The organism is Candidatus Zixiibacteriota bacterium, from assembly GCA_040756055.1.
Classification (GTDB): Bacteria; Zixibacteria; MSB-5A5; order GN15; family FEB-12.
In genome coordinates this window covers 225,424-248,094 of record JBFLZR010000003.1, presented here as the reverse complement: position 1 = coordinate 248,094, position 22,671 = coordinate 225,424, and the positions used below count along the sequence as shown (strand labels likewise).

Annotated in this window: 17 protein-coding genes; 7 read left to right on the top strand and 10 right to left on the bottom strand. The window is 52.4% G+C overall.

Translation table 11 applies throughout. The features are described from left to right. Window positions 1-64: 64 nt before the first annotated feature. Window positions 65-841 carry an ATP-binding cassette domain-containing protein gene (locus AB1483_07550; GenBank protein ID MEW6412314.1) on the bottom strand — a complete coding sequence of 259 codons (777 nt, stop codon included), beginning with the start codon at window positions 839-841 and terminating at the stop codon, window positions 65-67. Further along, window positions 838-1,626 (bottom strand): ABC transporter permease, encoded by a 789-nt coding sequence (locus AB1483_07545; protein MEW6412313.1) that lies wholly within the window; start codon window positions 1,624-1,626, stop codon window positions 838-840. The genes AB1483_07550 and AB1483_07545 overlap by 4 nt, the downstream gene beginning before the upstream one ends. Window positions 1,627-1,775: 149 nt before the next feature. Here AB1483_07545 and AB1483_07540 point away from each other — a divergent pair, with 149 nt between their 5' ends. Next, a complete protein-coding gene (locus AB1483_07540) occupies window positions 1,776-2,801 on the top strand; it encodes a hypothetical protein (GenBank protein MEW6412312.1) in 1,026 nt (341 codons plus the stop codon). A 417-nt stretch (window positions 2,802-3,218) separates the two neighbouring features. On the opposite strand, the gene AB1483_07535 is transcribed toward AB1483_07540, so the two are convergent. After that, on the bottom strand, window positions 3,219-4,013 hold the full coding sequence (locus AB1483_07535; GenBank protein MEW6412311.1) for a T9SS type A sorting domain-containing protein: 795 nt from the start codon (window positions 4,011-4,013) through the stop codon (window positions 3,219-3,221). 535 nt (window positions 4,014-4,548) lie between these two features. Between AB1483_07535 and AB1483_07530 the strand changes: the two genes are divergently transcribed. The 3 genes from AB1483_07530 (at window position 4,549) to AB1483_07520 (ending at window position 9,732) form a co-directional block, all read left to right on the top strand. Then, on the top strand, window positions 4,549-6,540 hold the full coding sequence (locus AB1483_07530) for an oligopeptide transporter, OPT family (GenBank protein ID MEW6412310.1): 1,992 nt from the start codon (window positions 4,549-4,551) through the stop codon (window positions 6,538-6,540). 277 nt (window positions 6,541-6,817) lie between these two features. Beyond that, window positions 6,818-8,350, top strand: a complete 1,533-nt coding sequence (locus AB1483_07525; protein ID MEW6412309.1) for a TldD/PmbA family protein — start codon at window positions 6,818-6,820, stop codon at window positions 8,348-8,350. Window positions 8,351-8,409: 59 nt separating this feature from the next. Next, on the top strand, window positions 8,410-9,732 hold the full coding sequence (locus tag AB1483_07520) for a TldD/PmbA family protein (GenBank protein ID MEW6412308.1): 1,323 nt from the start codon (window positions 8,410-8,412) through the stop codon (window positions 9,730-9,732). Window positions 9,733-9,892: 160 nt separating this feature from the next. On the opposite strand, the gene AB1483_07515 is transcribed toward AB1483_07520, so the two are convergent. Continuing rightward, complete coding sequence (locus AB1483_07515) at window positions 9,893-10,471, bottom strand: DUF2884 family protein (protein ID MEW6412307.1); 579 nt, start codon at window positions 10,469-10,471, stop codon at window positions 9,893-9,895. Window positions 10,472-10,632: 161 nt separating this feature from the next. Between AB1483_07515 and AB1483_07510 the strand changes: the two genes are divergently transcribed. After that, the gene (locus AB1483_07510; GenBank protein MEW6412306.1) at window positions 10,633-12,819 is read left to right on the top strand and encodes a tetratricopeptide repeat protein; all 2,187 of its coding nucleotides are present in this window, start codon (window positions 10,633-10,635) and stop codon (window positions 12,817-12,819) included. A 6-nt stretch (window positions 12,820-12,825) separates the two neighbouring features. Here the strand turns inward: AB1483_07510 and AB1483_07505 are convergent, their stop codons facing one another. The 5 genes from AB1483_07505 to AB1483_07485 form a co-directional block, all read right to left on the bottom strand. Then, window positions 12,826-13,677 (bottom strand): diguanylate cyclase, encoded by an 852-nt coding sequence (locus AB1483_07505; protein ID MEW6412305.1) that lies wholly within the window; start codon window positions 13,675-13,677, stop codon window positions 12,826-12,828. 91 nt (window positions 13,678-13,768) lie between these two features. After that, on the bottom strand, window positions 13,769-14,668 hold the full coding sequence (xerD, locus tag AB1483_07500) for a site-specific tyrosine recombinase XerD (protein ID MEW6412304.1): 900 nt from the start codon (window positions 14,666-14,668) through the stop codon (window positions 13,769-13,771). Window positions 14,669-14,677: 9 nt separating this feature from the next. Next, window positions 14,678-15,388 (bottom strand): ComF family protein, encoded by a 711-nt coding sequence (locus tag AB1483_07495; GenBank protein MEW6412303.1) that lies wholly within the window; start codon window positions 15,386-15,388, stop codon window positions 14,678-14,680. A gap of 42 nt (window positions 15,389-15,430) precedes the next feature. Next, complete coding sequence (locus AB1483_07490; GenBank protein MEW6412302.1) at window positions 15,431-16,450, bottom strand: SO_0444 family Cu/Zn efflux transporter; 1,020 nt, start codon at window positions 16,448-16,450, stop codon at window positions 15,431-15,433. Window positions 16,451-16,493: 43 nt separating this feature from the next. Then, window positions 16,494-17,033 (bottom strand): tetratricopeptide repeat protein, encoded by a 540-nt coding sequence (locus tag AB1483_07485; protein ID MEW6412301.1) that lies wholly within the window; start codon window positions 17,031-17,033, stop codon window positions 16,494-16,496. Between the two features lie 208 nt (window positions 17,034-17,241). On the opposite strand from AB1483_07485, the gene AB1483_07480 reads away from it, so the two are divergent. Further along, the gene (locus tag AB1483_07480; protein MEW6412300.1) at window positions 17,242-18,957 is read left to right on the top strand and encodes a M20/M25/M40 family metallo-hydrolase; all 1,716 of its coding nucleotides are present in this window, start codon (window positions 17,242-17,244) and stop codon (window positions 18,955-18,957) included. A gap of 471 nt (window positions 18,958-19,428) precedes the next feature. Next, a complete protein-coding gene (locus AB1483_07475) occupies window positions 19,429-21,924 on the top strand; it encodes a hypothetical protein (protein ID MEW6412299.1) in 2,496 nt (831 codons plus the stop codon). 237 nt (window positions 21,925-22,161) lie between these two features. On the opposite strand, the gene AB1483_07470 is transcribed toward AB1483_07475, so the two are convergent. Further along, window positions 22,162-22,665 (bottom strand): ORF6N domain-containing protein, encoded by a 504-nt coding sequence (locus AB1483_07470; protein MEW6412298.1) that lies wholly within the window; start codon window positions 22,663-22,665, stop codon window positions 22,162-22,164. Window positions 22,666-22,671: the final 6 nt, after the last annotated feature.

Here is a 22,671-nt window from a genome sequence, read left to right as displayed (position 1 = left end):
CCAGCCTCTGTTGAACCACACACCCGGCGGGCGTGCCGCTTATCTCATATCGATAGCATGTATTTTAGATATCCACGAATTTTCTTTCCGCCACCTGCATCACCGATTGCCTGAACGGCTCCAGAAACGCCCGCACTTTCTCATTGTCGCTCAAGCGCAACTGGTCAAGAGTGCCTATAAAAACAACTTCGCCATTAACGATAACCACAAACTTGTCGGCAATAGCCAGAGCATCGGCAATCTGGTGAGTCACGACGACCGTCGACAACGACTTTTCGTCGTGAAGCTTGTTGATGAGAGCTATCACATTCTCGGTTGACTGCGGGTCAAGTCCGGTGGTGGGCTCATCATAAAGCATGACCCGTGGATCTGTCGATAAAAGGGCCCGTCCTATGGCCACCCGGCGCTGCATACCGCCCGAAAGATGCTCGGGCAACTTGTTCATTATCTCTTCCGCGTCCAACCCCACAAAACCCAACATCTCCATTGCTCGCTGGCCTATCTCATCAACAGGCAGAGTGGTGTGCTCCAGCAAATAATACCCCACATTCTCCCACACCGACAGAGAATCAAAAAGCGCTCCGTCCTGAAAAACCATCCCTATCTTCTTGCGAATCTCCTGCTTCTGCTTTTCCTTCATCAGGCAAATATTCTGACCATCAACGAGAATCTCTCCATGCTGCGGACACTCCAATCCCAGAATGAGCCGCAGAACGGTGGACTTTCCGGAACCCGATGGTCCCATGATTACCACCGCTTCCGACTGGCCGACCGTAAATGACACGTTCTTCAAAATCGGCTTTGTGTCGTACGAGAAATCTACGTTTCGAAACTCGATCATAAATATCCCTTGATAAGCGAGAAAACGACTTTGGTGATGAAAAAGTTCACGACCAGTATGGTAATCGATGACAGCACTACCGATTCGGTGGTGGCCCGGCCAACCCCTTTCGTGCCGCCTTCCGATGTAAATCCCTTATAACACGAAACGAAGGCTATCACCAAAGAGTACATAACCGGCTTGAACAGGCCGATAAAAATGTTGCCGAAAATCAGCCGTTCCTTGACCGCCGACCAGTACATGGTAGAAGTAACGTGTGAAATCAAAACCGCAATCATCCAGCCTCCGACTATCGCGATCAGGTCGCAAACGATTGTCAGAGCCGGTACCATGAAAAACAGAGCGATCATCCGGGGTACCGCGAGTTTCTTGATAGGGTCTATCCCAAAAGCTGTCATGGCGTCGAGCTGATTGGATGATTTCATCGCCCCTATCTCGGCCGTGATACCGGCCGCTACTCTCGCCGCGATCATAAGCCCCGTCAGAACCGGCCCCAGTTCACGAACAATAGCAATAGACATTATCCTGCCCAGGTAATTCTTGGCGCCGAAGTCAGCCAGTTCGACCGAAAACGCCAGCGCAAATCCCTGCCCCGCGAATATCCCCGTCAGAACCACCAGATAAAGCGAACCGATACCGATCAGGTACATCTGCTCGCGAATCTCCATATGATAGACCGGTCTGACAAAGAGACCCTTGAGCATCTTAAGCGAGAAAAAGAAGATGCTCTGACACTCGTATGCAAAATGCTGTAGCCAGTCGTTTATCAATCTTATAAATATCATCGCTACTTTCACTTACTGCATTCACGCAATCAGTCGGTCAAGCCACCGCGGAAAACCTAAAATAATTCATATTTAGTCAAAGACAAGGTCTAAATTTGTCGTTATATTAAAGCTTAACAAGAATTTAACCGACACAGGGGCATCAGACAGTGATTATAGAAACACAACCCCATCGCGGCCATGCCATAGCGCTTTTCTCCGGAGGACTCGATTCCGCCCTGGCAGTCCTGCTAATGCTTGACCAGAATATCAAAGTTACCGCCCTGACCTTCATGACTCACTTTGGCTGCGATATTGGGGACCGCTCATCGTGCGGCTCGGACCCGTACCCGACCGCCGAAAAGTACGGTTTCGATGTCAAACTGATGCACCTCGGGCAAAAATTCATCGACATCGTCGAAAACCCGCGCTACGGACGCGGAAAAAACATGAATCCGTGCACCGACTGCCGTATTCTGATGCTCACCGAAGCCCGTCAATTCATGGAAGTGGCCGGAGCCGATTTCGTAGTCACCGGTGAGGTCCTTGGACAACGACCGATGTCTCAAGTTCGCAACAAACTGAACCTGACAGAGAAACAATCCGGCCTCAAAGGAAAGCTGCTACGGCCACTCTCGGCAAAATTACTGCCGCCCACCGAGGCCGAACTGAATGGTATCGTTGACCGAGAAAAGCTCGAGGCTATCAGCGGACGCAGTAGAAAACGTCAACTCCAATTGGCCGATAACTACGGACTCGATGATTACCCATCACCCGCTGCCGGTTGTCTGTTGACCGATGCCGGCTACTCCAACCGGCTCCGCGACCTTCTCGCCCACAGCGAAAAGCTGACCTTCGACGACCTCAACCTGCTCAGAGTGGGACGGCATTTCCGACTCGATACTGACACCAAACTCGTAGTCGGACGAAACGAGAGTGACAACAACAGACTGATGGCCCTCAAACGCCCTCACCATGTTCATCTGGAAGCGCTCAATATCGGCTCGCCCGTCGCGCTGCTTATCGGTAACGCCTCCGAGGAAAACCTGCGCAAAGCGGCCATGATCACCGCCCGGTACACATCGGCCAGGAAAGAAGTCTCAGTCGAGGTATCTGTGCTGAACGATTTATCATCGAGAAAGATATCTGTGGCGCCCGCCGATGACGAAGACGTTAGCTTGATCGTTATCAGGTAATGATAACCAGGGATAAATGATCAATGGAAAAAGGTCCCAACTTTTACGCTGAGACCTTCTCTCTCCTCACCATCCGGGGTTTTCTTCATCAGCTCAACCGCCAAGAAAGCTGATGTAGATGTCTCCAGACTTTTGGGTCTTTCAACACCCCGGTGTCTGCCTGAATACTTAACAAATATTGTGCCAGTCGACCATCATACGTCGTAAGCCTTTGACTGTCAATGCGCTAAATTGCGCGCCCGAATTGCGCGTTTTCCCACCTGACGTCAAAAACGCAGTTCCTGTGCCACACCAGACGCAGATATTGGGCTTACGCATAAAAAAAGCCCTTTCCCCGTAAGGGGAAAGGGCTATTGGCGAATTTATTTAACTGAACAATTTTCTTACTTCAAGTCTCCAAAGCCCAAAAGTACTTTCTTACTTCAACAACATTGACTTCATCGTCTTTGAGAACTCACCGGCCTCTATACGATAGAAGTATACACCACTGGCCTGCTGCGAAGCATCCCAGGTGATGGTATGGTTTCCAGCTTCCAGATCACCGTCAACCAGGGTAGCAACCTTCTGACCGAGTACGTTGTAAACAGTCAGATTCACCTTACCGGCTTTCGGAAGATCGAAGCAGATATCGGTGGTGGGGTTGAACGGATTCGGGAAATTCTGGCGAAGGGCGTACGCCTGCGGCAGTTCGCCGGGATTGCTGAGCGAAACAGTAACACTGTTGAACTCAGGGTAAAGACCGCGAGGGACATCACCATCATGGTAGATGTAGGTCAGCACGTGATTCGGATCCTTGGTCGCTATAGCTTCAATAGTTACCTCGGAAACCGACTCATCGTCCACCCGGAAGTGCAGCTGACAGATGGCACCCTCACCAACCGCGAGATCGGGTTTCGCAACCGGGCTCAGCTGAGGCAGTAACCCGATGAGAACGGTACGATCCTGCGTGTTGATGTAGGCAGACTTGAAGTCAAAATAAGATACACGGGTACCTTCAAATGTGACCTTCTCCAACGTTACGCCTTCGGAGTAACGAAGAGGAATATCAAGCCCTGCCAGCGGGTGAGCATTGGACACTACCAACTCCACAACCAGGCTGCCGTTCTGATAGGCAGTCTTAGCTACCCCAAAGTTATTGGTGCCAGCAAACACTAGTGCGGGAACCAACAGAACCATGGCGACAACTAGGATTGGTTGTAAACGTTTTGTCAAGGTTCACCTCCCTAACAATTAAGGGTTGATTAAGTTGCTGCTGACTCTGATCAAGTATATTCCTCGACCACGCCAGCTGTTAGATGTGTAATACGAACTATTATTCAACTGTAAGTCCAAGGCGGTGTAGTACCTAAATTGTAAATCGGTCAGTACCTTACCCGGAAAATATACCATAACCGCAATTTTGTCAAGGCGTTTTCTTGTTTACCAAGTGCTTATAACGATGAAATGGTCGATTTTTTAACAAGTTAGGGCGTACTCAAAGATGAATTGCCACGAAATCCTCTCATGGCTTCTACTAAATCGACGCACGCCGGGTTCCCCTTTTTTAATCCAAAAAGACAAAAAAAATGGATTTTCCGCCAAAAGTGCCCCTTCAGACCCCCATTTCGCCCCGTTCGTATAAACACACGAATTGACCAAAATGTCCTCCGCTACGACACTCTGACCTAACTAAATGCTTGACACTTAGCGGACTCTATCCGTTTTTTTTAAGAAATTTTAGTTCCATTCCACACCTACCGGAGGATAAGTGTCCAACACCGAAAATAATCAGCAAAACTTCAAGCCCTTTATCGGCGCGGAGCAGTCCGTTGCCGAAGTGACCTGGAAAGCGGTGATTCTGGGGTCCATTATTTCGGTAGTCTTTGGCGTGGCCAATGCCTACCTCGGACTCAAATTCGGAATGACCGTCTCCGCCTCTATCCCGGCTGCCGTTATCTCTATGGCGGTGCTCCGACTCCTTTTCAAAAAGGTCACCGTGCTTGAAAACAACATTGTCCAGACAATCGGCTCGGCGGGCGAGTCTCTGGCTGCCGGCATCATCTTCACCATTCCGGCATTCTTCATCTGGTCGGCAGATCAGGCCCTGGCTGCGGCCGGGTATTTTCACGAAGTCTCCAAAATGCAGATCTTCTGGCTGTCTATGCTCGGGGGAGCCCTGGGCATTCTGCTGATGATCCCCCTGCGTAAATACCTGGTTGAACGCGAACACGAACGTCTGGCTTTTCCTGAAGGCACCGCCTGCGCCGAAATTATCGTCGCGGGCGACGAAGGCGGCAACAAAGCTAAACTCGTTTTCACGGGTATCGGTCTGGGAGCGTTCTACAAAATCCTGATGAACATGCTGAAAACCTGGTCCGAATCCGTCAACTACGACTTCCAAAGAGTCCTCAAAGGCGGCACTATCGGCGTTGACGCTACCCCCGCCCTGCTGGGAGTAGGCTACATAATCGGCCCCCGCATCTCCGCGCTTATGCTCAGCGGAGCGGTCCTGGGATACCTGGGAATCGGACCGCTAATCGCCTTCATCGGTCAGCAAATTCCGGGAATAATCATCACTCCGGGCGACATCCCCATCAGCGACATGGACTCATCGCAACTTCGTGATTTCTATATTAAATACCTCGGTGTCGGAGCAGTAGCCGTTGGCGGCTTCGTATCACTAATCAAGTCATTCCCGGTCATCATCTCCTCCTTCTCCAAGGGATTTGGACAACTCCTCGGCAAGAAAAAGACCGATGCCGAAACCGCCCCGCGAACCGACATAGATCTGCCTATGAAGTGGGTTCTGCTGGCCGTAGTGGGCATCATTATAGCTATCTGGATTCTCCCAAGCACCGAACTCCACTTGCTCGGGTCGGCTATGGCCGTACTATTCGGCTTCTTTTTCGTCGTGGTGGCCGCAAGAATTGTCGGTATAGTCGGCTCTTCATCGTCACCCGTCTCCGGAATGACTATCGCTACCCTCCTGGCAACCTGTCTTATTTTGGTCTATTTCGGAGTCTCCGGAGTCAAGGGTATGGTTACAGCCATGTCGGTGGGTACTATCGTTTGTATAGCCGTGTGTATGTCTGGCGACATAGCTCAGGACCTCAAAACCGGATACCTCCTCGGAGCCACCCCATGGAAACAGCAGCTCACCGAATTCATCGGCCTGTTCTTCCCCGCTATCGCTATGGGCTTCACGATCTACTTCCTTAACGACGCTTTCGGCTTCGTCCAGATCGAAGGTTCTACCAGAGCCCCCCTTCTTGCCCCGCAAGCCAACGTGATGGCCACCGTCGTCAAAGGCGTCATGAACGCCAACCTTCCGTGGCTCCCGATCATCGTTGGCGGCATGATCGCTTTCGCTGTCGAATTGCTCGGCGTCGGCTCACTGCCGTTCGCGATTGGACTTTATCTCCCGCTGTCTTTATCCACCCCGATTATGACCGGCGGACTGGTAGCTTTGTTAATCAAAAAATGGTCCGATAAGGGCCTCTACAAATCCAGAAACGAAAATGGCGTTCTGTTTGCCTCGGGGCTGGTAGCTGGCGACGCTCTCATTGGCGTCGCGGTGGCCTTTATGATAGGCTCCTGGGGCGCTTATGAGTCCTTCTATGATAATCACGACGGCATGATGGCGACTCTCACCGGATGGTTCGGCCCTTGGCTTTCGCTTATATGTTTCTTCGGCTTAGCTGCCGTCCTGGGCCACCTGGCCTGGCGCGGCTTTGGAAAAAAAGGGGTAAATCGCCGCTGAACTCTCAGACGAGGCAACAGACCCGGTCTGTTGCCTCGCTTCGCATTCCGCTGACCGACCAACCGGCAGTTTGATGACCTCGCTTTGTGCGGACTTGCGAACGCTTCCGGTAAAAACCCCCTCGCAACTCAAAAAAAACTCGCATTACACAAAAAAAAGAAAACTTTTGTCACATTTTTCGTAGACGTAGTTATACAAGTGTAAGTCGCGCATGATGACCAGCCAATTCAAACATGTTTCCATTACATCATAAACGGAGGAATCTGTCATGGCCTCAATGACCAGACGAGAATTTGTAAAGACAGGCGCAAAAGGAGTAGCGCTCGTAAGCCTGCCTTTTATCTTCAAGGTAGACCCGCTGGCGGCGCTCACTACCCCACCCGCCGGTAGCCTCAATCTTAATGACTACTACACCCACTTCGGTGTCGATGAGGCTATCATCAAGCAGGTAATGGCTGCCGCCCTGGAGAAAGGCGGAGACTACTGCGATATCTTCTTCGAACACTCAATCAGCAACAGCATCGGCCTCGAAGACAATCTGGTCAACCGGGCTTATTCCACCGTGGATTTCGGCGTCGGCATCAGAGTCGTGGAGGGTGACCAGACCGGATATTCCTTCACGGAGGAGATTACGCCCGAGGCGATGAAGCTTGCCGCAAAAACGGCCGCCAACATCGCCAATCAGGCAAAGAATGCCCCCCCGAAAGAACTGGTACTGCACGACAGCAAAGACCTCTACCCGGTAGAGCAGTCATGGGAAGACGTCGGTTTCGACGAGATTATACCAAAGCTCCAACAAATCAATGACAAGGTCCTCTCGCTCGATCCGCGCGTCGTGAACTCCCAAATCTGGTTTACCAGCGGAACCCAGTATGTCCTTCTGGCCACCTCCGATGGCCGTATTGTCTGCGATTACCGCCCCATGTCCCGCACCTTCGCCCAGTGTATCGCCGAACAGGAGGGCCGCCGCGAAGAAAACTATCACATGATCGGAGGTCGCTTCGGACTCGAACTCTATACACCGGAAAATATCGATACTCTGGCCAAAGAAGCCGTGCGACGTACAATCGACCTGTTCCAGGCCGTCCCAATGGCCGGAGGGGAAATGGAAGTCGTGCTCGCTCCCGGGAAAGCCGGCATCCTCCTTCACGAAGCCATAGGACATGGCATGGAAGCCGACTACAATCGCAAAGGCGAATCGATCTTCGCGGACAAAATCGGCAAACCGGTCGCCCAACCGTTCGTCTCGATAGTCGATGACGGTACCATCCCCAGCTACCGCGGATCGATCAATATCGACGACGAAGGTAATGACACCCACAAAACGTACCTGGTCAGAGACGGAATACTCGAAACCTATCTCCACGACTATATCAGCGCCAAACACTACGGCGTTAAACCCACCGGAAATGGTCGCCGGCAATCCTTCCGCTACATGCCCATCCCACGCATGACCAACACTTACATGCTCAACGGTCCGCACACTAAAGAGGAGATTATTGCCAGTGTCAAGAAAGGCCTTTATGCCGAATCGTTCACTAACGGTGAAGTCAATATCGGCCCCGGAGATTTCACTTTCTATCTCAAGTCCGGCTACATGATTGAGGACGGCAAACTCACCACCCCGGTGAAGGATGTCAACCTGATTGGTAACGGGCCCGATGTTCTCACCAAGATGGTGATGGTGGCCAATGACCTCGAGGTCGAGCAAAGCGGCGGAACCTGCGGCAAGGGCGGCCAGTGGGCGCCGGTAACCGATGGTCTGCCGACCACCAAGGTCTCTTCGATAACCGTGGGCAGTAACGCTTAGTGCACTGTGTCAAAGAGAAAACAGAAACACACTAAGGACAGGAAACAGGAAAACAGGTTATGAATAATAAAGAGAAATTAGAACTGGCCAAGTGGGCGGTTACACAAGCCAAAGGGTTTGGCGCCGACGAAGCCGCAGTTGATGTGGCCAATAGTCGCGAAATCGAAATCGAGTGCCGCGACCAGAAAATCGATAAGCTTCAGGAAGCAACACAAAACAGCATGACCGTCCGCATATATACCAAAGGCAGATATTCCGGCAATACCACCAATGACCTGCGCAAAGATTCACTGAGCAAGTTCATCGAAGAAGCCGTGGCCATGACGAAATATCTGGGTGAAGACCCTTATCGCAGCCTCCCCGATTCGAAATACTACGCCGGGCTAAAGGATGCTGACCTGGGTATCTGCGATAACAGCTACGATGAAGTCTCGGCCGACCAGCGCGTGAAGATTGCCCGCGACATCGAAACCGACACGCGTGAACGCACCGATAAAATAGTATCGCTGACATCGTATTACGGCGACGGTACTTATGAATCGGTTAAGGTTCACAGCAACGGCTTCGAGGGTACGCGTCGCAGCACGTCATTCAGCGCCGGTGTCGAAGTGGGTATTACCGATGGCAAAGGCGGCCGGCCCTCATGGTGGGACTGGAGAACCGTAAGATTCTTCAAAGACCTTCCCCCGATCTCAACCTACGGCGAATTCGCCGTCGAACGCGCCTTAGATAGGATCGGCCAAACCAAGATAGAGTCCGGCGCGTACGACATGATTATCGAGAACCGGGCCCGTGCCAGCCTTTTGGGAGCTCTCGAGGGCCCACTAAGCGGTCGGAACCTTCAGCAGAAGAACTCCTGCCTTGATGGCAAATTGGGACAGAAAGTCTTCTCGGATAAACTGACGGTCGTGGATGACCCGTTTATGAAGGGCGGCCTTGCCTCGCGTCTCTATGACGATGACGGACTGCCGAGCCGTAAGAGAACTATTATCGAGAAGGGCGTCCTCAAGGAATACCTGATCGATTGGTACTATTCCCGCAAACTGGGCGTTGAACCCACGGGCGGCGACACCACCAACGTTACCTTTGAACTCGGGACCAGGTCTCTCGATGAAATGGTGAAAGACATGAAGAAGGGGATTCTCGTTACCGGTTTTATCGGCGGCAACTCCAACGATACCACCGGCGACTTCTCCTTCGGAATAATCGGAACCTACGTCGAAGACGGCAAGCTGATTAAGCCGGTCAACGAGATGAACGTGTCAGGCAACATTCTGCAGTTCTGGAGCTCGCTGGTGGAGGTCGGCAACGACCCTTACACTTACTCCAGCCTGCAGCGCCCCACTATGTATTTCAAGGACGTTCAATTCAGCGGCGTCTGATGATTCTTGAGCTCGAGACGATCCCGATCGAGATCGATGCTTTGAGACCAATTAATAAAAGGCAGAAGCTTCACGGCTTCTGCCTTCTTACTTTCTCACCGATATCCACCGGGCGCTGACAAGGGGGCGCCCCCCTCATACCCCCGCTATCGAGCTATCGCTAAAACCAACCCAACTCGTCCAGTTGAGGTATCTCCTCGTCCATCTCCTGGGCGAGGTCCGCCAAATCCTCCGCCATGACTTCTATCCGCTCAGCCTTCTTCTCGAGCTTCTCGGCTTTGGCTTCGATCTTCTCGGCCTCCCTTTCAATATCACGTTCAAAGTCATCCGTGTCGTAACTGGTAAAGACAACCTTGAACAACCCCCCCACCGCCTGAAGGCCAAGTTTCGCGCCCTCTGCCCCGATCCTGGCTCCTTCCCAGCCGAGTGCCTTGGCGTAATCGATTATATCCATAACCGACTCATAGAACTCCGCGACAAGCTCCTGCTGATGTTCATTGAGCTCTATCTTATCGCCGTTGACATATAACTCATAATCCTCGGTGATCTCCACGGTCTCAATATCACGGCCTTCGTGCTCGAGCACAATCGTGCCGTCTTCGAGGTCAAAATTTACGTTGTCCCACCGGCAACTGACGTCGTGAACCGACACCATATGAGTCCGGTGACTATCGTGAGACATGGCCGGGGAGGCCAGCATCACCAGACAAACCATCGTGCAAATAACCACGCTTTTCATGCTCGAAGTCTCCCTTACGTATTGAACTGCCTTTGCTTTTAAAATACGTCAAATTCTCGAGGCTTGTTTCAGGCTAATTCGCGGCCCGCAAGCGGCGACGCAATAAATACTTGCCAGTCAGCCGACATTTGAATACCATGAGAATCGGAAAACGCTTGAATATGACTCCGACACCATCAAAAATGCTCAACAGGCTGAAAGACAATAAATGGCCGCTCACCATTGCCGCCATAGCTGTTCTGGTTCGACTGATATATCTGCTTGAGATAAGCAATCTCCCCGAATTCCTGGTTCCGATGGTTGACGAAAAGTGGCACTGGGAATGGGCTCAACAAATCCTGAGTGAATCGTTCTGGGGGCAAGGGGCATACTTCCGGGCCCCGTTGTATCCGTATTTCCTCGCACTCCTCGCTCTTGTTACCGGAAGTTCCATTCTCTTCGCCAAGATTCTTCAAATCCTTCTGACCGCCGGCACCGCCTGGTTCATCTTCCAACTGGCTCGGCAGTTGTTCGATTCGAAAACCGCCATCGTGGCCGGGCTGATTTATGCCTTCTACGGAACACTTGTCTTTTATGAAACAATGTTCCTCATCCCCGCTCTGTTTCTCTTGCTGATAGTGTGGGCAATGTTTCGAACCGTCGCCTACCGGCAGTCATCCTCCATTAAAACATGGCTCATGACCGGTATCGTTTTCGGCTTGGCGGCACTGGCCAGGCCCAATGTGCTTATTGTCATCCCTTTTCTTATGCTCTGGCTGTTCTTTTCGGGCGTGAAGAAAGCTTCACTCACCATTCGCATTAAGCTCCCGACCGTTTTACTGGTGGGTCTGATCATTACCATTGCCCCGGTTACCATCAGGAATCTGATCGTCACCGGAGATTTCATCCTGATCTCATCACAGGGCGGAATCAATCTGTACCTCGGTAATAACCCGGAGGCCGATGGACTGACGATGTTGATGCCGGAGGTGGACCTTAATGAGGCCGTTAGCTGGCGACAATTCGGCGTCGCCACTCAAAATGCCGCCGAGCGCGAGGCCGGAAGACGCCTCTCGGAAGCCGAACAGTCATCATTCTGGAGTAAAAAGGCCGTATCCTTTATCGTAAACAATCCCGCGAAATTCGCCGACCTGCTCTGGCGAAAGACCGTTTATTTGCTCTCCGGATTCGAAAACAGCGATAATCTCGATATCTATCATCAAAGAACCAAATCAGCCCTTTATTCGATACTCGTCTGGAAAAAGATCCTCATGTTCCCCTTCGGAATACTTCTTCCGCTCACGCTGGCCGGAGTCTATTTGACGAAAGAGAAGTTCAAAAACCTGATTCCTGTCTATATATTCCTATTGGCGTACATCCCGTCGATTATTCTATTTCTCGTTACGGCCCGGCATCGCCTGCCCCTGATTCCCTTTATGATCATAATAGCGGCCGGTGGGCTGGTGTATCTGTTTGGTTCGCTGCGCGAAATGAAGTCAAAGCAGTATATGGTCGCAGGTGCTCTCTTGTTGATCCCCCTCTTCGTCTTCAACCGCACGCATTACGAAGAAGTCGGCACAAGTGACTTCCAAATCTATTTCAACGAGGGCATCCAGTTCGAACAGCTCGGCGACTACGCCCGGGCAGAACAGTCGTACCGCATGGCCGACCGTGACTACCCCTACTCCGCAACCCTGGTCAATAGCCTCGGTCACATTCAGTTTTTACAGGGCAATTACGGCGAGGCGGCGCAGAATTACCTGCGGGCAATACAACTCGACCCAAACTTCTCGCCCGCCTACAACAATCTCGGCCTGCTTGTCAGACAGGTTGCCAATCCCGATACGGCTGTCGCTCTCTTTCGTAATGCCATAGCCACCCACGGCGACCCGGGCATAAATCCGGAAAGACTCGCTCTCTACTACGCCAATCTTGCGGACACTTACAGCCAATTGCGGCTGACCGACTCCGCCGAATACTACTACCGCAAATCCATCCTGACAGCGCCGTCACAAGCGGTTGGATATTTCCGCTATGGATCGCACGGCATTCGGAACGGCCAACTGAATATGGCCGACTCACTCTTCACGGTCGGACGAACTCTGGGAGAGCCCACCCCAGCCGAACTGTTCAACTGGGGACTCTCCTATCTCAGGCGACAGGAGTTCAACCGGTCCTTGGAGCTGATGAGGGTGGTTGTGAACCGGGACAGCACTTTTTATCAGGCGTATCACTGTATCGGCGTTATTTATTACAACAGCGGCTTTCCCGTAGATTCGGCGCTTGAGTATGTCAACAGAGCGCTGGCTCTCAATCCCTCCTACCAGCCGTCACTCGACCTGCGAAATACTCTGAACCGCGGCAACTAAGACCGCTCAGTATTTCTTGCGACGTTCGACCATGTAGTTCGAACCATCTTTGCGCTTTGTTGCCGTCTTCAGATCGGCCAGCATCCGCGACATCTCCCCCACGTGCCCGAACTGCCTGTCTTCGTTGATAAGAACGGCAATGGATATCGTCAGAATGGGAAATTCTTCGGGCTCTCCCCGCCGGTTGGTGGTCTCTATGAACCCCCGCTGCCGCGCCCGCTCGTCATACCGAAACGGTATCAGTATATCGAACGTGCGTATAATCTCACCGCAGATGCGCTCTACTTCTTCGGGCGGAATAATGAATATGAAGTCATCCCCGGCAATGTGACCGACAAACCCCTCCCGGCACAAATCAAAAACAACGTCTTTGATTACTCTCGAGGTAAGCTGTATCACTTTGTCGCCATAAAAATAGCCATAGTAGTCGTTGTACGCTTTGAAATTATCGAGGTCGGCGTAACACACGGCGAACTGTGCTTCCATATTTATCTGACGGTCAATCTCGGCCTCTATTATCGCGGGCCCCGGAAGATGGGTGGATGGATTAATGGACAGGTCGCGCCGGGAACGCTCAATCACCCGCTTGATACGAACCTGCGTCAACTTGTCGCGCCAGTCACCATAAACAAAATCCTCGGCGCCGGCCTGGTAGGCCGCCACCACGATGCTCTCGTCCGGCTCCGGATGAAACAGGATTATCGGCACAATCCGCAGAAAGACATTATCCTTAATGGTCCTCACCAATTCGACTTCCTTAACGCAACTGCCCCTGCTGGCCATCATGATAATATCCACCGGGAATCTTTGACAGATCGTCACCAGATCTTCAAACGATTCAAAGTAATGCAGGTACATATTGTTGGCCTGGAAGAACCGCTGAAGATGGAAGTCTATATTAATCCCGGTCTGCCTGAGGGCAAAATGATACGATGACCCTCGAGGCGGTTCAGTCGTCGTTGGACCGGGCCAGCTCTCTTGGATGGTACTTTTTGTGTTCTGCAATTATATAGTCCCGATCAATCGTCGTATATATCTGTGTTGTAGATATATCGGCATGACCGAGCATTTCTTGCACTATTCTTAGATCTGCCCCTCCCTCAAGCATATGCGTGGCAAACGAATGACGGAAAGTGTGCGGAGTCACCTTCCGCAAAATTCCGGCCTTTAAGACCACCTTTCTGACGATTTTCCACAAACTAACCCGAGAAAATTTATCCCCTATCTTGCTGACAAACACGAAATTAGAGCGACCGCCCCCCTTTTTCTCATCTCGAAAATTCAGATATTCCTCAATTGCCGATTTAGCAAAATCCCCCATCGGGACAAGCCGCTCTTTGTCCCCTTTGCCGATTACGCGAATAAATCCGGCCTCAAATTCTATATCAGAAATTTTCAAATTTATCAATTCCGAGATTCTCAGACCCGAACCATACAGCAATTCGATTATGGCCCGATCGCGCTTACCGGCGACTGTATTGGTCTCGATCGATGACAGGATTTTCTCGATCTCGGTCGCGGAGAGATAGTGCGGATGATACCGGACAATCTTCGGCGCGGCAAAAGCCGAAGTGGGGTCATCTTTGACGACACCGTTATTAACGAGATATTTAAAAAACTGGCGGATCGATGAAATCTTGCGCGCTATCGTCGTCGGCTTACGCCCGCTCTTGTTCAGCCGGGTGAGATATTCGTTAATATCCGACGGTTTGACCGATGTAACTTCCCTGTGTTTAACCGGAGAAAAAAACTCCGCCAGGTCACGACGGTACGACGCCAGAGTATTGGCAGACAGTCCACGCTCGAGCTTCAGATACTGCAGATAATCCTCTATATGCGCCTTTACCATCGACAATTCCTACAAGGCGTGAGCGATCGCGAGAACCGCCACCACCCTGTAGCCTTTCGTTCTGAGAATCCCGGCGGCCTCGCGTACGGTCGATCCCGATGTCACCACATCATCAACCAGAATCACACCGCCATCAATATCGAACTCCTCCGCCACCTCGAACACACCCCTGATATTCGCCACCCTCTCTTTGTGGTTGAGCCGCGCCTGTTCTTTACGCAACTTGATTCGCCTCAGCAGGTCGGCCTGCGTGGCGTAGCCAAAAATTTGCGCCAATTCACGCGCTAACAACTCTGCCTGATTGTAACCGCGACGGCTTTCGCGCGACGGATGAAGAGGAATCGGCGCCAGGGTCATACTGCCCAATTCTTCCACCACCGGCGCGAACTGCTCATGGAGCAGCCGGGCGAAGTACTTCGCCGGCGTTTTGATACCCTTGAACTTGAACTGAATGACGATATCCTCCAGCGGACTGGTGTAGTTGCCATAGGCAAAAAGCGGCAGTGAATCACCTTTGCAGATAGTGCACTTGTGGCCGGCCGGGATGATACTCATACAGTTTAAACAGAACGGCCGGTCGAATGTCTCGATTGCTTTCAGGCAGCGCCCGCAGATAGAGCCTTCGTTCTCAGTGTACTCGCCGCAGCCCAGACACAGGGGCGGAAAGAAAAAGTCAATCATCCCCTCCAGCCACTGAGGTTTCTTTACGCCTGCCATCATAGCAGAAAAGAAAATCGGAGCGGGCCGCCGGACAAGATAAAACTAAAAAACGCGCCGGAGCAACTTGCGGAAGGTGAGATACACCACGTAAACCGAAAAAACCACAGCCGACACAACCCCCCACACCGAAGCCGCATCGCTCTCCGCACCGGACCTGTATACCGGGCTGTAGCCCAGCCAACTGTACACGGCGTCAAAAACCAGGCCACAGAGAATCGAGATCACGACAATCGCCGCCAGATAAACGAGCGTTGCCCGCCCTTTGAGAATCTTCCTCACTACTGTGAGCGAAGCCACATTGGTCGCCGGACCGACCAGCAGAAACACCAGTACCGCTCCCGGCGAAAACCCGAAAGTCAACAGCACCGCGGCGAGCGGTGTCGATGATGTCGCGCAGATATAAAGCGGCAGCCCGACTACCACCGCTCCCACATAACTGCCCCACCCGCTTCGGAATGTCTCGGGTATCGCGCCAAACTGGTCGCCAAGTAAAAGTGCCGCCACGCCCGCCAGCAGATAACCGATAAATAAATATGGCGCGAGATCATCCATCAAATCCCCAAAAGCATACTTGAGACCATCGACAATCTTCTGCCCGAGAGACCGGGATTCCGTGTTCGCATTCGCCCTGACAGGGCTGCAGCAGTCGTCTGTGCATGCGCCGGCAGGCTCTTCAACGCTGACGTCTACCCAGGGTGACAGTTCCACCGCCAGCCCGGCCGCCATAGCCGTTACGAACGCCGTAATCGGTCTGGCAACCGTCATAAGCGGATCGGTCAGCGAGTAGGTCAGTAGAATGGAATCGACACCGGTCTCCGGGGTAGACACCAGAAATGCCGTCGTGCCGCCTCTGCTGAGGCCGGACTTGCGGAGTTCATAGGCAACCGGCACCACCGAGCACGAGCACAACGGCAGCGGAATCCCAAGCAGCGCCGATTTCAGCACCACCGCTGATTTCGAGCCGGTCAGAAATCTGCGCACACTGGCCTCATTGAGCAGCACCCGCACCAGCCCGGCCAGGGCTATCCCGACTAAGAGCAAAAACGCCGAGTCAACGAGCATTGCCCACACTGACCCGGCGAAATTTTGAAGTAGCGTAAGAATACTAACCGCCTATCGTCTCCAAATATTGTTTGGCCTGAGCTGCGGCCTGACCGTCGGGTTCAATCCTCAGATACTCCTTCCAGTAATAGCGCGCTGAATCCAGAGTCTTGGTGTTGTAAAAAACTATCCCCAGATTGAAATTGGCGATAGCGTGTTCGGGATGCTCCGTAAGCACCCGGTGAAACTCTTCGATAGCCCGTCGCTGAAGGCCCATCCCGTGAAGACAGGCGCCGAAATCCGTGCGGACATTGGGATCACGAGGGTCGATCGCCAATGCCCGCTTGTAGGCCTCGGCCGCGATCGGAAAATTCCCCTGATCCATCAACTGATTACCAAGCTGCACCAGTGACTCATAATCAGTCGGAAAGTTCGCCAGCGATGGCATAGCGTTTCTATCCATCCCCTCAACATCGGGATGTTCAAACTCCACAGCCGCCTCTTGTTTGGATAGCGGCGATGGCTCTTTGAAGAGAAAATAGCCAACCGCCACAACAATCAGAACACCGACAATCACCAGAATATCTCTGCTGGAACGCTTCATCTTAAGCACCTGTACCCTTATGTCTTAGAACATTTTCCGTTTCACTTTATCAGTCCGTAAGTATAACAACAAAAACCGATATTGTCCAATATGTTTTACTCAATGGTACGTATGACGATAAACCCGGCGCAATCAAAATCCATGACAACCGCGGGTATTCACTGTATATTCCGGCCGTTGTCTTACTACCAATAAGGAAAGGATTCCAATGCGCTCATTCACATACGCTCTGTTTAGTTTGCTCGTACTCGCTGTAACAAATTCAAGTGCGGCCGGTTCACCATATCTTATCACGGCTGATTCAGTCTATCGCCATATTTCGGTGCTCGCCGATGACTCCCTTGAGGGCCGCGAGGTCGGCGAAATCGGCGAATGGAAAGCCGGGCAGTATATCCAGAATGTTTTTGTCGGGGCGGGCCTGGCGCCGACAGGGGATGATGACGACTACCTTCAAGCCTATGACTTCATAAAGCGCATCGACCTCGGCCCCGGCAACAAGCTCAGCATCAACGGCACACCCCTTGTGCTTTTCGATGACTACCAGCCGCTTCTTCAATCCGACACCGCCGCCGCTCTTGACTTCGAATCCGTTGTCGATGCCGGCTATGGCATCACGGTCGCGGAAAATGAAGGCGACTACGATGACTACGAAGGCATAGATGTCGCCGGCAAGGCGGTACTCGTCCGTCGCTTCTCCCCTCCCAAAGATCAACACGAGGGCATCGACTTCGACAAGTACTCCGCGATTACCGACAAGATCAACAACGCCGTCGAGCACGAAGCATCGGCGATTATCTTCATCACACCCTCGGACAAAGACGATGCCATCAAAGATGAACCGGCCGCTTTCGTCCATGCCAAAGACATCCCCGTTCTCTGGCTGAAACGCGCCGGGCTGGAGAAACTTGGCTTGTCAATCGATGAGCCGTTGATATCGTCGGTGACCGGCGCGACCGAGCTTATCCGTGTCCGCGATACATCATACAACGTCATTGGTTTCATCCCCGGGCGAAGCGACACGACAGTCATAATCGGCGCCCACTATGACCATCTGGGCTGGGGCGGACCATCATCGATGTACAAAGGCGAAGAAAAGATGATTCACAACGGCGCCGATGACAACGCGTCGGGCGTAGCCGTCATGCTCGAACTGGCCCGCCACTATTCATCTGAGCGCGATCGCCTTCATTATTCGCTGCTTTTCATCGCTTTCTCCGGTGAAGAAGCCGGCGTGCTCGGCTCGACCCACTTCGCCAAGAACATGACCATAGATTCCTCGAAAGTCCGAATGATGCTCAACCTCGATATGATCGGGCGACTGGCCGACCAGGATGGACTGGCTATCATGGGCACCGGAACCTGCGAAGAGTTCAAGACGTTCTTCGACAGCGTTTCTTACGATCACCTCAAGCTCTCTCTCAAAGAGTCCGGCGTGGGACCATCGGATCACACCCCGTTTTACAACCGCGGGATTCCATCGATGACCTTCTTCACCGGCCCGCACAGTGATTATCACAAGCCCACCGATGATATCGAGCGAATCGATACGCACGGCATTGTCCGCGTGACACAGCTCGCCCGTGATATAATTGACCATTTCGATGCTATCGATTCTCCGCTTACCTTCCAGAAAACGAAAGACAGCGGCATGGGCAAACGACGCTCGCAATTTTCCGTGAGTCTGGGGGTGATGCCGGACCACGTGGCCGAGGTTAAGGGAGTTCGTGTCGATGGTGTCATACCGGACCGTCCGGGCGCGAAAGCGGGTGTTATCGAGGGTGATGTTATTATCCGGATCGGTGATAATGCCATTGGCGACATCTATGATTACATGAGCGCTCTGGGCAAATTTTCCCCCGGCGATTCGACCGTAGTGGTTGTCGAGCGCGGTGTTGACACCCTCTCGCTCGATCTGGTGTTTTAGCCCAGCCCATATATCGCCATAACCCGCTGCTTCGTTATTAGATACGGTGATTTGGCTTCGTTTCATCATTTTTGTATTCCGTGCATGGTCCCGCTCTTCGCGGGATCTCATCTGCCCGCTTTCGTTGCGCCACCCTCCGTCATTCCGTTGAAAAACGGAATCCAGTGAGACGCGGTCACCAGACCAAGTCATTCCGTCGAAGGACGGAATCCAGTCTTCGTATTCTGTAGCGGTTCAAAATTCTGAACCCCTATAAGCTCCATCCCAACCAATCACTATCGCTTTTGTATGAAAACCGCCTCCGGTCAAATTCTCGGGAAGAAAACAGACCTTCAACGGTAATCTCATTAACCAGAGTGGATAATGGCCGGAGACAACCGTCATCAGAAGCTTCTGGAGACCTGCTTTCGCGGGGGTTGCTTAGGCAAACAGTAAATCAGAAAGAAGCCAAAATAAGATGAGGAGGCCCAAATGAAATGGTCACTTGTTCTAATCAGTATCGCGATACTCGCCTGTGGCGGGTTGGCGGATCGGGCAAGAGCCGATGAGAGCTTTCGCCCTGTCAATCCGGGCGGTGAGGCTACCGTCCCCTGGGATCAATTCAGCAATCTTCTGAACCTCGATAAGGATCGGATAGTCATCTCACTCGAAACATTCCAGAAATTGCTGGCCCAAACCGGCGTCAAACCGACCGGCGCCCAAATCATCAGCGGCGGCAACGTCGTACTCACGCGGGCGGAATTCGACTCACTGGTCAGGCAAATGAAACCACCGGTTGAAATCACCGATTGCAGACCAGTCGATTTTCTGATAACGAAAGCGATCTACAGTGGCAAGATGAAAACCGGCAGCACAGTCTTTACTGGCGAATTCACCGTGCACGTCCTGAAGAAAGACGCCTATGTGGAGGTTCCGCTTCTTCCGGTGGTTATTGCTCTGGAAGACATTACGGTCGATGGCAAACAGGCATTGGTAACTACCGATGCGGCCTTTCACAGGGTAGTGCTGGACAAAGACGGCGAGCACAAGGTGGTCGTACGGTTCTCCGTGAAATCGTCGCTCGACAAGGGGCCGAACAAATTCGATCTGAGCATTATTCCCACGCCGATCCGTCTTCTCACGCTGGAGATGCCTCTGGCCGATATCGATGTCGAGATTCCGCAGGCTCAGCAGGTGCTCACGACCACGAAGGGCGACCTGACAATCGTAAATGCTGCCATTGCCTCGGATGGCATTGTTAGCGTACGTTGGCGCAAGAAAGTCGCCCCGACCGAAAAAGTTCCGGCCAAGCTTTACACCGAGTTGTACCACCTGCTTTCAATTGAAGACGGCAGCCTGAGCATTACGACCGACATCAACCTGAACATCCTTTACAGCGAAATCGACGGCATCAGGGTGGCCATCCCGCGTGATCTTCGGGTGCTGAGTGTCGCTGGCGAAGGCGTCGGCGAGTGGCAGGAAAAGGAACTCAATGGTGTTAGCACGATCCTGGTTCCGTTCACCTACGACAAAAAGGGCAACACGACCATAACAATTCGTTCGGAACTGTCGACGACCGAATCCGGGATGGCCAACGTCTTTTCCGGGATGCGGGTGCTTGAGTCCGAGCGAGAGACGGGCTTTCTCGGAATCGTGTTGAATACCAGCGCCGAGGTGACAGTAGCAGAGAACAAAGGGCTTGAGCAGGTGGCCGCGTCCAAGCTGCCGCCCCAGATAGTCAACAAGTCGAGTAAGCCATTGACTGTCGGTTTCAAATATCTGAAACATCCTTACAGCCTTGTGCTCGACATCAAAAAGCACGACAAAATTCCGGTTCCGGTGGCAGCCATAAATTCTGCGAACGTAGTCACTTTGTTTACCGAAGACGGTAAGATCGTTCACCGCCTGGTTTATCAGGTAGTCAACAGCGACAAGCAGTTTCTGGAAGTACAGATTCCGGACGGCTCCGATCTCTGGAGTGTGTTTGTCGATAATCAGCCGGTGGAATCATCGGTTAACGATAGTGGTACGCTCATGGTCCCGCTCATTCGTTCGCGCATGAACGGGAGCACGCTCGAGTCGTTCCCTGTTGAGATCCTCTACTGCGTGGTTGAGAATAACTTCGACTGGTACGGTTCGCGCACTTCTACCCTTCCGGTCGTGGACCTGCTTATCAGCCGGGTGATGTGGTCCGTTTATCTGCCTAACGATTATTCGTACCACCATTTCGAAAGCACGCTGGAGATCGAAGAGATGATACGCGGAATCAACATATTGTCTAACCGCAAGCGTGTGTTCGACAGTGAAGTGGTAAGTTACCTGACCGAACTCGGCGAGGTGGAACCCTCGGCTCTTCCCGCTGACGAGCTCAAAAAGGCCTACAACGAAGGTAATTTCCGCAGCGAATTTCGCAATATCCCGCAACAGGAAGAGCAGTTGAAATACCAGGTAACGCAGGAGTTCGATTTCAGTAATCGCCTCAGTTCCTACGCCCGCGGAGTGGCCGGTGGAATTTTGCCGATTCAGATTCAAGTGCCGACCGGCGGGCAGGTGTATCGTTTCGCGCGGACCTTCATCAAGCCGGGCGATCCGCTGAGTGTAGAGGTCGTCTATAGTCGCGACTGGATGGCCGGTGTGGTCAAGTGGTTGCTGATAGCACTCGCGGCACTTCTGCTGTGGATCAACCGCAGACAGATAGTAAAGCCGCTTCGTGCTATAAAAAAGTGGACCACGAAAGCAATCGAGGTGTATAAGACGCGTGCGTCAGTGATTCGGAAGGTGGCGCAGTCGCCCATCACACCGTTCGCCCTCATCGGACTTGGCCTCGTGGTGTGGCCCCTCTCATACAGTCTGGCGATGGTGTGTTTCCTTGGATTCTGGCTGAGCGTGGGATTCATAGCCTTAGACTATCGCAACAAACGCCGACAACAACAAGCAATGGAGAGAGCATCCCGGCTGGGACAACAGCCGACTCCGCCTCCATTGTAGAGATATCGTGTGCTTTTCAGGGGAGGATTCTGGACGTAGGAGTTCAAGCGATTGGACTCCTACGCCAGTCTTTTGAATCCTCGTAGGTCGAAACCCCTGAGCATCATACCCGCGTGCAGCGGGGATGAGCGTGGTTTCGACATCTTTCTCCAAATTTCTTAGTTGTCGAAACTTCCCCGCGAGGCGGGGACCCTGACGGGCAGGAGTTTCGACCTACTTTTGCTGAGTATTAGTCTCCTATTCAAACCCGATCTTCCGCGCTTTCTTCATCGGCGGCTGCATCAGCTGCCTGATGGCGTCGAAAACGACTTTGAATTGAGCGTCATATTTCTTTTCCAGTTCATTCAGTTTCCGGGCAAGTTTCTCGTTCGTAGCCAGAAGCTCCCGCAGTTTAACGAACGCCCGCATGATTTCGATATTGACCCGCACCGCCCTCTTGCTTTTCAGCACCGATGAAAGCATAGCGACACCCTGCTCGGTGAAGGCATACGGCGGGTACCGTCGCCCGCCCCATTGACTTGAGGTACCAAATTGTGACCTCAAGTTGGCGAACTCCTCTTTCGTAAGCTGAAACATAAAATCATCGGGGAACCGGTCGATGTTTCTTTTGACCGCCTGTATAAGCGCCTTCGTCTCTACTCCGTAAAGGTTCGCCAGGTCGCTGTCCAGCATAATGTTGCAAGAGCGGAGCAGGAAGATTTTGTTCTCTATTCTGTTAACAGGAATAAGACCGTTTTTCATACTAAA

What these genes read in the sequence shown, in the direction of transcription:
- AB1483_07550 (MEW6412314.1), bottom strand. Translation starts at nt 841, where the DNA reads ATGATCGAGTTTCGAAACGTAGATTTCTCGTACGACACAAAGCCGATT.
- AB1483_07545 (MEW6412313.1), bottom strand. Translation starts at nt 1,626, where the DNA reads ATGATATTTATAAGATTGATAAACGACTGGCTACAGCATTTTGCATAC.
- AB1483_07525 (MEW6412309.1), top strand. Translation starts at nt 6,818, where the DNA reads ATGACCAGACGAGAATTTGTAAAGACAGGCGCAAAAGGAGTAGCGCTC.
- AB1483_07520 (MEW6412308.1), top strand. Translation starts at nt 8,410, where the DNA reads ATGAATAATAAAGAGAAATTAGAACTGGCCAAGTGGGCGGTTACACAA.
- AB1483_07515 (MEW6412307.1), bottom strand. Translation starts at nt 10,471, where the DNA reads ATGAAAAGCGTGGTTATTTGCACGATGGTTTGTCTGGTGATGCTGGCC.
- AB1483_07510 (MEW6412306.1), top strand. Translation starts at nt 10,633, where the DNA reads ATGACTCCGACACCATCAAAAATGCTCAACAGGCTGAAAGACAATAAA.
- AB1483_07505 (MEW6412305.1), bottom strand. Translation starts at nt 13,677, where the DNA reads ATGTACCTGCATTACTTTGAATCGTTTGAAGATCTGGTGACGATCTGT.
- xerD (MEW6412304.1), bottom strand. Translation starts at nt 14,668, where the DNA reads ATGGTAAAGGCGCATATAGAGGATTATCTGCAGTATCTGAAGCTCGAG.
- AB1483_07495 (MEW6412303.1), bottom strand. Translation starts at nt 15,388, where the DNA reads ATGATGGCAGGCGTAAAGAAACCTCAGTGGCTGGAGGGGATGATTGAC.
- AB1483_07490 (MEW6412302.1), bottom strand. Translation starts at nt 16,450, where the DNA reads ATGCTCGTTGACTCGGCGTTTTTGCTCTTAGTCGGGATAGCCCTGGCC.
- AB1483_07485 (MEW6412301.1), bottom strand. Translation starts at nt 17,033, where the DNA reads ATGAAGCGTTCCAGCAGAGATATTCTGGTGATTGTCGGTGTTCTGATT.
- AB1483_07480 (MEW6412300.1), top strand. Translation starts at nt 17,242, where the DNA reads ATGCGCTCATTCACATACGCTCTGTTTAGTTTGCTCGTACTCGCTGTA.
- AB1483_07475 (MEW6412299.1), top strand. Translation starts at nt 19,429, where the DNA reads ATGAAATGGTCACTTGTTCTAATCAGTATCGCGATACTCGCCTGTGGC.
- AB1483_07470 (MEW6412298.1), bottom strand. Translation starts at nt 22,665, where the DNA reads ATGAAAAACGGTCTTATTCCTGTTAACAGAATAGAGAACAAAATCTTC.